Below are 14,499 nucleotides of genomic sequence, written 5' to 3' on the forward strand. Positions count from 1 at the left end.
GACCCTCGGCGGCGGCGGTGGCGGCAAGCCGGACGTCGCCCAGGGCGGCGGCCAGAACCCCGCCGCCATCGGCGACGCCGTGGACGCCGTCGAGCACCTCGTCACCGAGACGGCTTGACGGCGCACAGGACCCGAACACAACCGATGCCGACCCCATAGAGAGAACGCACATGCAATCCCAGCCCTCCTCCTTTCTTTTCGTTCTGGGCAGCACACGCCGGAACGGAAACTCCGAGGCACTCGCCCGGCGCGCGGCGGCCGCACTGCCGGAATCCGTGGAACAGGAGTGGATACGACTCACTGACCACCCGCTCCCGCCTTTCGAGGATGTGCGGCATACCGGCACCGGCATATACAAGGAACCGGAAGGGAATGCCCGTGTCCTTTGGCAGTCGACGAGGAAAGCGACCGATCTCGTCATCGTCAGCCCTCTGTACTGGTACAGCCTGTCCGCCAGCGTGAAGCTCTATTTGGACCACTGGTCCGGCTGGATGCGCGTGCCCGGCACGGACTTCGTGAACGACATGCGAGGGAAGACGATGTGGGGCGTGACGGCGTACGCGTCGGTCGACGCTGCGCTTGCCGACCCCCTCGTCGGCACGCTGCGCAACTGCGCCGACTACCTGGGCATGCGCTGGGGCGGCGTGCTGCTGGCCAACGGCACCAAGCCGGGTCAGGTTCTGGACGATCCCGCCGCGCTCGACCGGGCGGCGGACTTCTTCGCCCGGGAGGGGACGGCAGTACTTCCTTCGCATGCGTCGGACGGCTCGTGATGCCTCGAGTGCAATTGGTGGCGCCCCACCCCGGCCTCGTGAGCGAGGCCGTCGAGGCAGGCCTTGAGGTCTGGGCCGTATGGGACCCGGAACTTCGGCCACCGGGTTTCCGGAAGGCCGTCGGCCTGCCCCCCGAGCGCCTGGTGTGCGCCGACTTCGGCAACGCCTCGGCGCTGCACGCCGTGCTGACCGACACCTCTCACCGGAACCGGATTGATCACACCCTCCACCTGGGCGGACAGATCAGCGGGGAAGCCGCCGTCAACGTGCGGGCTGTCGTCGGTGAGTTCTGCGCCGGTCCCGAAGACCCGACGAACACCGCGCTGGACACGGCGGCGATCCGGCGCCTCCTCAACCGGAGCGGACTGTCCGCCCTGCATACCGCCCGCGCGGACACCATTGCCGAAGTACGTGAGCTGGGCGAGGCGTTGGGGCCGCCGTTCGCCGTCAGGTGGACCGATGCGACGGGCAGTCCCCGCACGGTGTCCGTGCGGGGACACCGGCATCTCGTTCAATTGGCCGAGCAGGAAACTTCTGCCTCGCCGGGGCCGCGTGGTCCCTACGTGCTGGAGAAACTGGTGACCGGCCCGCGATTCACCGCGGACACACTGACTGTTCGCGGTATGCACCTCGTGGCCGACGTCACTGTCACCACGGTGGCCGAACCCCACCTGGCCGACGTGTCGGCCGACATCAAGGCGGCCGTCAGGGCGTTGCTTGATCTGGCCGGACACGAATGCGGAGAAGCACGCACCGAAGGAGTCCTCACCCCGGACGGCGTGCGCATCGCGGCGGTCGGCCGACCGGGGCATGGCTCGCTGCTCTGCGACTGGCTGAGCACGTGAACCGGTGAACACGGCTCGGGCAGGTGCCGACGCGGGCGGCGCGGGCAGCGCGGCGGGGAGGGTGGGAACGAGACGGTATTCGCTGGGGATCGCTTTCCGTCAACGTACGTGTCACCGAGAGCGAGCACCGCGCACCGCGGACATCGCGCCCAGCAGGTACCCAGGGGGAACAAGAGCATGCGCAAGAAGTCGGCCAAAGTGGTGGGGATTCTGACAGCAGTCATTCTGGCGATCGGCATGGGCGCGGCGTCCCACTCGGCCGGCCACGAAGTGCTGGCGAACAACAGCGGGCCTACGGTGATCAGTGGCCAGTAGGGACCCGGGCAGCAAGCCCTGAAAAAATGTGCCGCGCACCGACCACCGGTGCGCGGCACATCCTTGTGCGCGGCGTCAGGAGCGGGCGTGCTGCGGAAGCTCCATGAGGTCGAAGAGCTTCTCCGCTGCCGAGCGGTGCTCAGCCGCCACGGACTCCTCCCCCAGGGCTTCGGTAACCCGCGCCAGTCCCAGCAGTGCGAAGGCTTCCTCGGAGCGGAAACGTATGGCCGCGGCCGTCGTGTGCGCCTGGGCGTACAGCTTCCGTGCGGTCGCGTGATCCCGCCACGCCTCATGCAGTGAACCCACAAGGTTCTGGACCTTCGCAAGCCGGACTTGCGCAGTGCTCGTGCGAGCGAGCAGCAGAGCGCGGTCGGCGAGCTCGTGCGCCTGCGCTTCCTCACCCAGGTGGTGCTCGACCTTGGCAGACAGCGCGAGTACCAAGCCGACGTCGCCGGGGCTCGTCGACTCGTCGCACAGGCTGCGTGCCTCCATCAGCCTGTGGTGCGCGTCGGTGTACTCGCCGAGGCCCACATGGGCGAAGGCCAGGTCGGTCAGCGCCATGACCTCATTGTCGCGGTACCCGATGCTTCGGCTGGCCTCGATGGCTCTTCGGGCAGCGTCGGCCGCTTCGGGATAACGTCCCCAGCGCTCGTACAGAGTGCTGAGTGTCGCCAGGCTCTCCGCCTCGGCGCGCGGTGTCCCCAGCTCCCTGGCCAGGGCTATGGACCGCTTCAGCAAGGGCAGGGCTTCGCGGTACTTCCCCAGCTCCGTCAGCAGCAGCCCGATGATCGACTCGCCGTGCGCTTCGGTATGCCGGTCTCCCAGGCCTGTCGCGATGTCACGCCCTTCCACGGCCACTTTGAGACCTTCCTCGATGCGGCCGAGTTTCCAGCAGGCCGAGCCGAGATTGGAGAGTGCGACGCACAGCAAGGCCGGCTCGTCGAGCCGCCGGGCGGCAGAGACCGCGAAATGTCCGAGATTCCAGAGATCGTCGAACTGTCCGCGAGCGTGCAGAAGGAAGTTGAGATTGCGCGTCAGACAGACGGTGTGTCTGTCATAACCGCGTCGCTCGGCCAGGGCCACAGCTGCCAGAAGTCCGCCGTGTTCCCGGGCGGACCAGGCCGTGGCCTGCTCGGCATCCCGTATTGGAGGGCGTTCGCCTTCGTAGGGAGGGAGACCGGTGCGACGGTACGTCCTGCCGGGGAACAGCACATCACATGCTGCGTCCGTGGTCGTGACGTAGTAGCGGAGGAGCCTCTCGACGGCGGCCGCCTCGTCGAGTTCCCCCGTGGCATCACCCATGCCTTGGGCAAAGCTGCGCACCAGGTCATGAAAGGTGTAGAGGTCGGTGGCGGGTTGCTGGAGCAGGTGGGCGTCGAGCAGTGACTCCAGAGTGTCCTCGGCATCCAGAGGATGGATGCCGAGCAGCGCGGCAGCCGAGTGAACGTCGAAGACCGCGCCTGGGTGCAACCCCAGGACCAGGAACGCGGTGCGGTGCTGCTCGGACATCGCCAGGTACGACAGATGAAGCGTGGCTGCGACGCTGCGTTCACCCGAGCGGAGTTCGTCCAGCCGACGGTTCTCGTCGCGCAGCCGCTTGACCAGGTAGCGAATGGTCCAACGCGGCCGGTTTCGCAGGCGGGCAGTCGCGAGGCGGAGGGCAAGAGGCAGATGCCCGCACAGTTCGGCGAGCTCCGCAGCCGCCTCCGGTTCGGCGTTCACCCGCTCCGGGCTCAGCGTCTCGGCCACGAGGGCGGCGCTCTCCTCGGGCGGCATCAGTCCGATGGAGATCCACTTGGCCCCGTCGAGGTCCATCAGCCTCGACCTGCTGGTGGTGAGGACCAGGCAGCCGGGAGCTGCTGGGAGCAGGGGTTGGATCTGCTCGGCGCTCACCACGTTGTCGAGCAGCAGAAGCAGCCGGCGGTCCGCGAGGAGGGACCGCCACAGACCGGTCCTGCCCTCCAAGTCGTCCGGGATCCGGTCGCCCGGTGTTCCGAGGTACCGCAGCAGAACGTCCAGCGCAGTGGCGGGGGACAGCGGGCCCTCGCCGGGAGTGAACCCGCGGAGGTCGATCGAGACCTGACCGTCAGAGAAACGTTCCACCAGTAGATGGGCCGCCCTGACGGCGAGAGAAGTCTTGCCCGTGCCCCCCATGCCGTCAATGGCGACGATACGGGGAGATGGATCGCCGAACGGGGTCCCTGCCTCCACGTAGTCGAGAAGCTCGGCCAATTCCCTTTCCCGGCCGGTGAAGTCGGACAGGCTCGGCGGCAACGTGCACAGCGGCAGCGACCGTGAGGCCGGATGCCTCGTCCCTGTGACCTCACTTGGCGCCGAGGGTTCCGGAGCGTTCAGCTCGGGCCTGCTCTGCAGGATGCCCGTGTGCAGCTCGACCAGTCGGGGTCCCGGGTCGATGCCCAGTCTGTCCCGCAGCTCCTCACGGACTCTGCCGTACTCTTCGAGTGCCTCCGCCTGACGGCCGGAGCGGTACAGAGCGAGCATCAGGTGGCCGCGCAGAGTCTCGCGCAGCGGGTACTCGGCGATGAGCGCGTGCAGCTCCGACACCAGCTCACTGCTTTCACCGAGCGCCAGACGCAATTCGAAAAGCTGCTCGGTGGCGGCGAGCCGCCGCTCCTCAAGGGCTGTGGCCGCGCCTTCGACCACTGGCCCGCCTTCCCCTGACAGGACAGAACCCTTCCACAGGGAGAGAGCGGCGCGCAGTTCGTCGACGGCCGCGGCACGGTCGCCTTCCCGAAGAGCCCTGCCCGCGGCCTGGGTCCGCTCGTCGAACTCGAGGAGATCCAGTCGGCACTCTGCCGGATCCACTTGGTAGCCCGGCCCGTCGGTGAGAATGACGGCAGGTCCGTTAGGAATTCTCTTACGCAATTCCGCAACGGCTTTTCTGACCTGGTGAGCCGCCGTAGCCGGAGGATCCTGTTCCCATACGGCTTCGATGAGGCGGTGAATGGGCACGACCCGACCCGGGTCGAGCAAGAGCATGGCCATGAGACGCTTCTGGACCTGCCCGCCGAAGAAGACCCGTTCCTCACCGGCCCAGCCCGTAAGTGGGCCAAGAATGTTAAAGATCAGCTTCGGGTTCTGGGAATTCAGTGTGTGTTCTGCGGTACCCATGGCCCCCCTCCCTGAAGTAGCGCAAAACCAGTGGTGCGGTCTTACAGCAGGTAGACCTTAACTTGCCCAGTCGCGACGGTTCCGGTGCGTTGAGCCGGGGTGACCACGACGAGCAGGACCGGCCCCCGGTCGTCGTCACAACTCGTTCCGGTCGGCATGGCGGCGACCACCCGTCGCTGGAATCGCTGAGCCGCTCACTGCCACCCACACGGCTCGTTGTGGACGTGTCACAGGCGCAACTCGGCGCCCTGCGGGCGCAAGCATTGCGCCCCCCTCCCCGTAACTGCGCCGATGCCCCCCGAGTCATGAGGCGTCGGCGCCCACCATCAATGACCCCTGCGATCTTCAGCAGTAGTTGACGTATGCGTCAATGAACAAGCACCGAATGGCGCGAAGTCGCGGTCAACCCCGAGAGACTCTCCGCAGGTCGGATGAGTGTGAGTCGACGTCGTTGGAACAGCTCACAACGAGGCGTCCTGGCTGAAACGCGCCCATACCCGGCTACCGTCGAAGGACCTGATCCGGAACCGGCCCTCAGTGCCGCGCCGCCTGACGGTTGGATCCCGGCGGCCCCTGGCGCCCGGCGCGACATGCGAACAGAGCCCCAGCCCGGCGGCTGTGCGGGGTCGGATCACTGAACAAGGAAGCTCATGGCACTCCGAGCGGCCAGGCGCCGCTCGCCCTCGCGCGCCCACAGGGCGATGGACGCACTCGGCGCCGCCGACGCCCGACCACCCGATCGAGGCACCCATCTCTCAAGATCGTAAGGACAACGGCTGCTGAAGGCGTCGCCCCCGCATCGTCCGAGCCTGCGGGCAGGCAGGGACGGTCAGCTCAGGGCATCGAGGGCGGCGAGGATGTCGGCCGGTTCGGCGCGGGTGGTGTAGTCGGTGTCGACGAAGGCCCAGCGGATCACGCCGTCCCGGTCGATGACGTAGGTGGCGGGCAGCGGGAGCGTGCGCGGGTGGCCGTCGTTGACACGCTGGAGGTCGAAGCCGAGCTTGTCGTAGACGGCGGCGAGGTCGTCGGGGAGGTCGAAGGCGAGGCCGTACTGCTTGGCGGTGTCGGAGCCGATGTCGCTGAGGACGTCGAAGGCGAGGTCGTGCTTCTCGGACAGGGTGACGGACTCGTCGGGGATCTGCGGGGAGACGGCCACCAGGCGTGCGCCGCGGGCGGCGATGGCCTCGTGGTGCTGCTGGAGGGAGCGCAGAGCGATGTTGCAGTACGGGCACCAGGCGCCGCGGTAGAAGGTCAGGACGACCGGGCCGGCGGTGAGCAGGTCGTCCAGGGCCAGGGTCTGTCCGGTCGCGGTGGGGAGGCTGAAGCGTGGGGCCCGGGCGCCGACGGTCAGGGCGCGGTCTGCCTGGCCGGAGTCGGCGAGTTCCTGGCCGGCACGGTGCATGATCTCCCGAATCTCGGCGGGGATCTGCTGCTGACGCGCTTCGTAGAAGGTGCGCAGTTCGGCATTGAGGGTGGTCACGGTGCTCGTTCCTCCTGGTCGGCGACTGGAGCGGGACCCAATCTTGAAATAACCGTTCCAAGATAAGGGCATGCGTGGCCCCGCGCCAGCCATGCGGAGGTGCCGACGGGTCAGAGGCTGGTGAAGGGGCGGTGGTCGGCCAGTGCGAGAGCCTTGATGAACGCGGCGAGTTGGACCGCGCGACGGGCGACGTAGCGGCGGAGGCGGGGGGTCTGCGACCCGTATGCGGCCGCCCAGAGGGCTGGTATGCGATTCATGGGGGCATGGTCACGGCGATCGGCGCCACCACGGGCGGATCGTGGACGAACCTGGATGCCTTCGCGCAGGTGGGCGGCCTGTCCTGCGCTGTACCCGTCAGCACCTTTGCGGGTTGGTGAACGGGGAGTATCTTGGAATTCTTATTTCAGGATGGCGGGGTGAAACGTGCCGGACATCAAGCACTTCGATCCGGATGCCGCCCTGGAGACCGTGGTGCGGCTGTTCTGGCGGCAGGGCGTGGCCTCGACCGGGATCCAGGACGTGGTGACCGCGACCGGGCTCAACCGCTCCAGCCTGTACGCCACGTTCGGCGGCAAGCAGGAGCTCTACCTCGCCGCGCTGCGCCGGTACCTGGAGCAGCGTTCCCAGCCGATGTTCCGCCGCCTGGCCGAGGACGAGCGAGGTCTGCCGGCCGTCTCCGAGTTCTTCGCCGGCCTGATCGAGGCGCGCTGCTCGGGCGAGTACGCCCAGTGGGGCTGCATGGTCTCCAACGCCCATGCCGGGGCCGAGAACAGCGATCCGGCGGTGCGCGGCGTCCTGGACCAGCACCACCGGGAGCTGCGCGAGGCGATGCACGCGGCACTGGTCACCGCCGCCCACCAGGGTCAGCTGGCCCCCGGGGCCGACCCCGGTGCTTCCGCGGATCTGCTGGCGTTGCTCGCCTACGGCGTCAACTTGCGCTCGCGTGCCGGTGCCGACGCCGCGTCGTTGCGAAAGACGGTGGCCGCCGCCCTGGACTCGCTCGGCGTCAGGGCGGCGGCGTAGGTATCCGTCGATCGGGTCTCAACTGGGGTTGGGTGCAGGTGAAGCGCCCGGACGGAAGGCGGAAGCTGACACGGCTTCGGTTTCTGCCGCATCCGCGGTGTAGTCCCCCGGGGCTGTGGCGTCGATGCCCTCGGGGGCCTTGGCCGCCTTCAGGACGAAGGTGAGGACCACCGTCAGGGCGACGTTGAGCACGCATGCCGTCAGGCCGATGTAGCCGGTCCGGCCGATGCCTGGGATCGCCGCCGATGAGCCGCCGAAGTGCTCCTGCGTGGGCGAGGAGACACCGTAGGCGGCGAGGGTGCCGTAGACCATGCCGACCGCCCAGCCGGCGAGCAGCGCCCAGCGGTGGAACCAGCGCGTGAACAGGCCGCCGACCAGGGCCGGGAAGGTCTGCAGGATCCAGATTCCGCCCAGCAGCTGGAAGTTGATCGCGACCGTCTTGTCCATGGTGAGGACGAAGACCAGGGCGCCGACCTTCACCAGCAGGGACACGAGCTTGGAGACCTTGGTCTCCTGCTGGGGCGTGGCGTCGGGCCTGATGAAGTCCTTGTAGATGTTGCGGGTGAAGAGGTTCGCGGCCGCGATCGACATGATGGCCGCCGGCACCAGCGCGCCGATGCCGATCGCCGCGAAGGCCACGCCCGCGAACCAGCTCGGGAACATGTCCTCGAACAGCTGCGGGATCGCCAGCTGCCCGTTGGTGACCTTCACCCCGGCCGCGATCGCCATGAAACCGAGCAGCGCCAAGAGGCCGAGCATCAGGGTGTAGAGCGGCATCACCGTCGTACTGCGGCGGATCACCTCGCGGCTGCGGGACGAGAGCGTCGCCGTGATCGAGTGCGGGTACATGAACATGGCCATCGCGGAGCCGAGCGCGAGGGTGGCGTAGGTCCATCGCCCCCCTGCGGGTGGGAGCAGACCGCCGGCACCGGCTGCCGCGTACTTCTGGCTCGCCTGGGCGAAGACGTGGTCGAAGCCGCCCAGCTTGATCGGAATGTAGATGATCGCGACGACGATGACGACGTAGATCAGCGCGTCCTTCACGAAGGCGATCATGGCCGGGGCACGCAGGCCCGATGAGTAGGTGTAGGCGGCCAGCACGCCGAAGGCGATCAGCAGCGGCAGGTCCTTCACGAACCAGTTGGTGTTCTCGCCACCGCCGACGCCGAGCACGTCCAGCACCGCCTGGATGCCCACGAGTTGGAGCGCGATGTACGGCATCGTCGCGAGGATGCCCGTGAAGGCCACGGCGAGCGACAGGCCCTTCGAGCCGAAGCGGCCGCGGACGAAGTCCGCCGTGGTGACGTACCCGTGGCGGTGGCAGACGGACCACAGGCGGGGCAGGAAGGTGAAGATCAGCGGGTAGACGAGGATCGTGTACGGCACCGCGAAGAAGCCGGCCGCGCCCGCCGCGTAGATCGCCGCGGGTACGGCGACGAAGGTGTAGGCGGTGTAGACGTCGCCGCCGAGCAGGAACCAGGTGATCCAGGTGCCGAACGAGCGGCCGCCCAGGCCCCATTCGTCGAGCGTGTGCTCATCGCCGGACTTGCGCCAGCGCGCGGCGAGGAACCCCATGACGGTGACGAGCAGGAAGAACAGAGCGAAGACAGCAAGTGCCACGACGTTGACGCCACCGGTCATGTCTGCGTACCTCCCTTGCCCGGCAGGTGCGTTGTCGCTGTGGCCCGGGTGGCAACGACCTCGCTGCTGACGAGTTCGTCGAGTTCGGCGTCCAACGCGGTGGTGCCCTCCGGGGTCGGGGCAGCGGCCTGCGGGTTGCTGCCGCGGACGGCGACGGCGAGTCCCGCCAGAGCCATGGGCAGCGCCACGAACACCGCGGCGGTGCGGATGCCTCCCGGTGCCGAGAGGACCAGGGCGATCAGGGGCGGGCCGAAGGCTCCGCCGGACTTGCCGACGGCCGCGGCCCACCCGCCGGCGGTGCCGCGGATGGCCAGGGGGTAGATCTCGGCCGTGTAGGGGCCGATGAGCGCGATCACGCCGGCGGTGCCGGCGAACAGCAGCATCACCGTGGCCAGGAGGACCGGCCGGCTGCCGTCCATGCCGACGGCTGCGAGCGTCAGGAGGGCGGCGACGGTGAGGGCCGCGTAGACGACCATGGTGCCCCTGGCCGACCAGTGCATGTAGAGCCACGCGCCGACCAGGCAGGTGGGGATGGCCAGCAGCGACGAGAGGAACAGCAGGGTGGCGGCGGACATGCCGTGCCGGCCGGAGGATTCCAGCTGGCTGGGCAGGAAGGTGATGAAGCCCCAGTAGACGAGGCCCCAGGCCATTGCGTAGGCGCTGACGACCAGCGTCTTGGCCGTCTGCGGGGGCTTGAACAGGGCGGAGGCGGGGACCTGCTTCTCTCGTGTCTGCCGGGCGGTGAAGGCGGCCGATTCGGGGATCCAGCGGTTCAGTGCGATCAGGACCAGGACCAGCGGGAGCTGGGCGAACCAGGTCACGCGCCAGCCGGCCAGCGGAATGAGGACCGCGGCCAGCCCGGAGGCGGCCATGTAACCGCCGGTGGTGGTGAGCCCGGCCTGGAGGACCATGATGGCCGCGCGTCGGCCGGGGGGCAGGCTCTCGGTCATCAGGGCGTAGACGACGGGCAGCATGCCGCCTGCCGCCATGCCCATCAGGGCGCACATGACGAGGGTGCCGGCGTAGGTCGGCATGGCGCCGCACACCGTGGTGCCGAGGAAGAGCAGGGAGGCGATGAGGATGGTGGCCCGGCGGCCGATGCGGTCCGCCGCGCGTCCCCAGACGAGCGAGCCGAGCACGGTGCCGGTCAGCGCGACCGTGGGCAGCCACGAAACGTCGGCGGCGCTCAGTCCGTATTCAGCCCGCAGGCCCGGCGAGATGAATGCCAGGGTGGCGGGCTTCATCTGGTCCACCAGGAGCGCGAAGGTCAGGATGGCGATGAGGCGGCGCCGACTCGCCGTCGTGGCCCGGGCTGCAGTGGGGGCGGCAGCGGGACCGGCCGTCCGCGGCTGTACGACGGCGAAGCCTGAGAGCAGCACGCCGACGACGATGGCGGCCATGGCAGCCCACATGATCGCCGGTGACATGTCCATCATGGCCATGTGGAAGTGCATGGATGCGGAGTCGATGAACATCCACAGGTGTTCGGCGACGCCGGCGCAGGTGAGAGCGACACCGGTCCAGAACAGTAACGGCCGGGGTATCAACGAATCGGGTGGCGCGGACAAGGTCAGCTCCTCGCGGAAAGCCGGGCGTCGGGGTCTTCGACGGCGCGGACGGGCGCGGTGGCACGCCGCTCGGCCGACGGACGGTCCTTGAGGCCGAGTACGTCGGGCCAGCGCGGGTCGTCCGGGGCGACGACGAGGTGGCGGGCGTACCAGCTGTCGAAGAAGGACAGGAGGAACATCGGCAGCAGGGTCCAGATCGCCACCTGCTCCAGCGGCCCGTTGCCGGTCAGCGCGGCGATGATGACCACCACGAACACGTTGGGGTAGGTCATGGCGGTGTAGTCGTCGAGCGTCTGGACGTGACGGCGCCGCTTGAGCAGGGCGGCGACCAGGCGCAGTCCGACGGCGATGCCCACCGCGGTGGGCGCGTAGCTGGTGAAGCCGTCCAGGTCGAGCTTGAGGCAGACCAGCACGATGAAGGCGGTCAGCAGCAGCACCGCCACGTATCCGTTGCGCTCGCCGTACTTGGCCGTGCGGATGGGCGAGCGTTCCCGCAGACGTCTGACCAGGAGGTAGACCGCGGTGACGACACCGGTCGAGGTGGCTGCGCTGATGGCGATCGCCGGGGCGATGTCCTCGTGCAGAGTCAGGGCGAGGACCGCCGAGAACGACAGGGTCGCGGCCAGTGAGGAGAGCAGGACCTGCGCGAACGTCGGCATGATCATCCCGCCGAGGCAGCGGCTGACGGTCATCGCCACCACGGAGCTGGGCGTGGCGAGGAACACCGCGGCGATCGCCGCCGTACTCGTACTGCCCGCGTCCGACCAGCGCACCAGGGCCGCGAAGGCGATCGGCAGGACGAGGTGACGCAGGGCGACGGATCTCAGCGTGCCGCGGTCGGTCACGAAGGCTCGCGCGTTCTCCAGTTCGATGCGGCACATGGTGATGACGCTGGCCAGAACCAGGAGCAGGAGCAGCACATAGGGCGAGGTGGAGATCCGCGCTCCCGCCAGGTTGGCGAGCAGGCCCGCGGCCAGGCCGGCGCAGAAGACCACGGGATGGTTGACGACGATCCAGTCGTAGACCATGTTCATGGTCTTGTTCTCGTTCTTGACGTAGCTGTGGATCCGGTCGCCCTGCAGCATCTGGGAGTTGGGCAGCCGCAGGTCGTACGACTCGTCGGCCGGGCGGTCCAGGATGAACCGGCAGATCAGCTCCACGACGTACTTGTGCGAGACCACGCACACCCTCTCGCCGCGCCGAAGCGCGGGCAGCAACTCCTGCTCGTAGAAGGCGTGCACGCGGTCCTTGAACTGCTGGAACGTCTCACCGCCGTGCATGGTCGGGCTGTCCGCGTTCATGGCCCGTTCGTACTCGGCGATGCCGTGGCGGCGCTGGAGAACGGACTTGCTCTCCAGCGTGTAGCTGCCGAAGTCGCGCTCCATCAGGCGCTCGTCCACCACGACCTCGGGAACGTCCGCCAGGTGGGCGCCGAGACCGAAGATGGTGTCGGCGGTCTCATAGGCGCGGTTCAGCGGGGAGACATAGACGCGGTCGAAGTGCTGACCGCGGTGGCGCCCCGCGACCTTCTCGGCCTGGATCCGGCCGAGGAAGGTCAGGGGGGCGTCTCGCTGCCCGGCGATCCGGTGGACGGAATTGCAGGTCGACTCACCGTGCCGGACCATGAACAGTCGGCTCAGCAGCTCCTGCTCGTCGTGCTCTGCCATCACGCGCCCTTCTTCGGGGCGTGCTTGACCTGCTCGGCGTACTGGGAGTCCCAGCCCGCCAGCTTGGTGATGTCGCACAGGTTGTGGACCGCGTGCTTCTGCACGAGCGTGGCCAGCAGGGAGACGGTCCGCCGGGACTGCTTGGCGGTGAGGCCGAACTCGCGGGCCAGGGCGGCGCCGAAGTCGGCCAGGTCGTCGTCGAGGATGGCACGGTACTTACGGCGCTCGGTGCGGTCCTGGGCCTGCAGGTAGTTGACGGCGTTGGGGTAGGCGTTGTCCTTCGCGTAGCTCTGCAGGCGCTCGCGCAAGCGGGTGGCCTGCGGTTCCTCGGTGACGAGATCGGCGGCGATCCAGTCGCTGCTGCGGATCAGGCAGTGGTGGATGCCGTCGGGGATGTCCATCTGCTCCTCGTCGCCTGCCGGATCGAGGCGGCGCAGCACCTCCATCGCCGTGTCGAAGCACTGGTTGCGCAGGGTGCCGATGCTGAACACGAACGCGCCGAGCCGGCCGCGGCGGGTGGTCTCGTCGCCCTGGCGCATCGGGCCGACGCCGAACAGGCCCGCTGCCGCCGTGCCGTCGGCTGCGATGAGTTGTCCGTGGGGGCCGACCTCGATGCCGCGGTGGGTCTTGGTCTGCGGCTGCGCGTAGCCGTGTCCGTTGACCAGGCCGTGCCACAGGGGGTGGTCGGTGTGCTCGTAATCGGTCTTGTTGCCCAGGCAGTTGACGACGCGGTCGACGACGATGTCCGGCTGGTCGGCGAAGATCACCCGGATCTTCGTGCCGTCCTCGACGGGGCGCATGTCCTGGATGCCGGCGGACAGGGCCTCGACGGTCTTCGGTGCGCCGTTGTATCCGCGCATCCGGCTGCGCACGACGCCGCCGATCTCCCGCACGGTGCTGGTGCGGTTGGTGACGATCAAGCTCTTGTACCGGTCGAGCAGCATCCGTACGTCGCGGGCGTCCATACGGGAGACCAGCTCGATGACGTACGGCTCCCACGCCTTCATGACCCGCTCGGGGAAGACGGCGTCGAGCGCGCTGCCCGGCTCCACACCGTGCTCGGCGCGCAGGTAAGCGTACTCCGCCTTGATCCCCTCCACCACCGCCTCGGGGGTGAGCTGCTCGGCGTCGAGGAAGGGCGGTCGGCGGGCCTGCCAGATGTCGTGTTCGTGATCGACGGGGTACGTGCCGTGCATGTGGCCGCCGCGCGAGCAGATCAGGATCTGTCCTCGGTGGCCGGCGTGGATCAGGGAGATCACCGTGTCGAAGGCCGACAGGGCGGAGCCCGTGACGAGGACGCTCTCCTCGGGGCCGACCTCCTGGAACCAGTCCTGCGCACCGGGGGCGTAGGGGTCGGCGAGGAAGCGTTCGCAGTCCTTGATGCGGTGGTAGAAGGGCGCCTGCACCGGCGGGAGGTGGCCAGTCGCGAGGATCACCTGGTCCGACGGCAGGTCGTGCACGCCGCCCGGCCCTGCGGCGTCGGCGTACTTGACGACGTAGCCGCCACCCTGGCGCCGTACGTCGATGACCTCACCGGAAAGCTCCCGCAGGGTCACCTCTGCGTGGGCGTCGGCAGCCGCGTCGCGCAGCCGCTCGGCCAGGTACTGCCGGAAGATCCGCCGCGGCACGACGCAGGCCACGCCGAACGTGTGGTACTGCCACCGCTGCGGCCAATCCGAGCGGTCCGCCTCCTCGTTGGCCCACTCCAGGAAGTCCTCAGGGCGTTCGCGGCGCAGGGTGATGCGGCCGGCCTGGATGTTGAGCATGTGCTCCCAGTTGGTGGACGCCCAGCCGAAGGCGATACCGCCGTAGCGGTAGCCCTCCTCGCGCTCTATCAGGCATATCTCCAGGGGCGTATCGGCGAAGTGGAGCAGCCGGATGGCGGTGAGGGTGCCGGAGAAGCCGGCGCCGACGACCGTGACGCGCCGCTTGCCCGGGCTCGCGCCGCCCATGGGGTCGTGCTGCATGCTGCTCGCCTGCATCGCCAAGTCCGCCATGCCGCGGTCCTGGCTCGGGCTGTCGTGCATCGTGGCGTGCTGCATTTCCACGGTCTTG

General features: G+C 68.5%; 12 protein-coding genes. 5 read left to right on the plus strand and 7 right to left on the minus strand.

The window, feature by feature from the left end; all coding sequences use genetic code 11:
• The 4 genes from AB0N07_RS11630 to AB0N07_RS11645 form a co-directional block, all read left to right on the plus strand.
• The coding region (locus AB0N07_RS11630; RefSeq protein ID WP_365834163.1) for a DHHA1 domain-containing protein at positions 1 to 118 on the plus strand (118 nt) is incomplete at its 5' end.
• A gap of 52 nt (positions 119 to 170) precedes the next feature.
• Positions 171 to 773 carry an NAD(P)H-dependent oxidoreductase gene (locus tag AB0N07_RS11635; protein WP_365834056.1) on the plus strand — a complete coding sequence of 201 codons (603 nt, stop codon included), beginning with the start codon at positions 171 to 173 and terminating at the stop codon, positions 771 to 773.
• Positions 774 to 955: 182 nt separating this feature from the next.
• Complete coding sequence (locus AB0N07_RS11640) at positions 956 to 1,618, plus strand: hypothetical protein (protein ID WP_365834057.1); 663 nt, start codon at positions 956 to 958, stop codon at positions 1,616 to 1,618.
• Between the two features lie 177 nt (positions 1,619 to 1,795).
• A complete protein-coding gene (locus tag AB0N07_RS11645) occupies positions 1,796 to 1,933 on the plus strand; it encodes a hypothetical protein (RefSeq protein ID WP_365834058.1) in 138 nt (45 codons plus the stop codon).
• Positions 1,934 to 2,008: 75 nt separating this feature from the next.
• Here the strand turns inward: AB0N07_RS11645 and AB0N07_RS11650 are convergent, their stop codons facing one another.
• From AB0N07_RS11650 to AB0N07_RS11660, 3 genes are all read right to left on the minus strand, one after another.
• Entirely contained in the window at positions 2,009 to 5,065 is a 3,057-nt protein-coding gene (locus AB0N07_RS11650) for a BTAD domain-containing putative transcriptional regulator (RefSeq protein ID WP_365834059.1), read from the minus strand.
• Between the two features lie 829 nt (positions 5,066 to 5,894).
• Positions 5,895 to 6,545 (minus strand): peroxiredoxin-like family protein, encoded by a 651-nt coding sequence (locus tag AB0N07_RS11655; protein WP_365834060.1) that lies wholly within the window; start codon positions 6,543 to 6,545, stop codon positions 5,895 to 5,897.
• 110 nt (positions 6,546 to 6,655) lie between these two features.
• Positions 6,656 to 6,802 (minus strand): hypothetical protein, encoded by a 147-nt coding sequence (locus AB0N07_RS11660; protein WP_365834061.1) that lies wholly within the window; start codon positions 6,800 to 6,802, stop codon positions 6,656 to 6,658.
• 166 nt (positions 6,803 to 6,968) lie between these two features.
• Here AB0N07_RS11660 and AB0N07_RS11665 point away from each other — a divergent pair, with 166 nt between their 5' ends.
• Positions 6,969 to 7,568 (plus strand): TetR/AcrR family transcriptional regulator, encoded by a 600-nt coding sequence (locus AB0N07_RS11665; RefSeq protein WP_365834062.1) that lies wholly within the window; start codon positions 6,969 to 6,971, stop codon positions 7,566 to 7,568.
• Positions 7,569 to 7,586: 18 nt separating this feature from the next.
• Here AB0N07_RS11665 and mctP read toward each other — a convergent pair whose 3' ends face one another.
• The 4 genes from mctP to AB0N07_RS11685 are packed head-to-tail and all read right to left on the minus strand — an operon-like array spanning position 7,587 to position 14,486.
• Positions 7,587 to 9,209 (minus strand): monocarboxylate uptake permease MctP, encoded by a 1,623-nt coding sequence (gene mctP, locus AB0N07_RS11670; RefSeq protein WP_365834063.1) that lies wholly within the window; start codon positions 9,207 to 9,209, stop codon positions 7,587 to 7,589.
• Entirely contained in the window at positions 9,206 to 10,777 is a 1,572-nt protein-coding gene (locus tag AB0N07_RS11675) for an MFS transporter (RefSeq protein WP_365834064.1), read from the minus strand. Before AB0N07_RS11675 ends, mctP begins: the two co-directional genes overlap by 4 nt.
• A 2-nt stretch (positions 10,778 to 10,779) precedes the next feature.
• Positions 10,780 to 12,444, minus strand: coding sequence for a histidine phosphatase family protein (locus tag AB0N07_RS11680; protein WP_365834065.1), 1,665 nt, complete (start codon positions 12,442 to 12,444; stop codon positions 10,780 to 10,782).
• A complete protein-coding gene (locus tag AB0N07_RS11685) occupies positions 12,444 to 14,486 on the minus strand; it encodes an FAD/NAD(P)-binding protein (RefSeq protein WP_365834164.1) in 2,043 nt (680 codons plus the stop codon). The genes AB0N07_RS11680 and AB0N07_RS11685 overlap by 1 nt, the downstream gene beginning before the upstream one ends.
• Positions 14,487 to 14,499: the final 13 nt, after the last annotated feature.

This window comes from Streptomyces sp. NPDC051172 (genome assembly GCF_040682555.1).
In the GTDB taxonomy this organism is placed as follows: Bacteria; Actinomycetota; Actinomycetes; order Streptomycetales; family Streptomycetaceae; genus Streptomyces.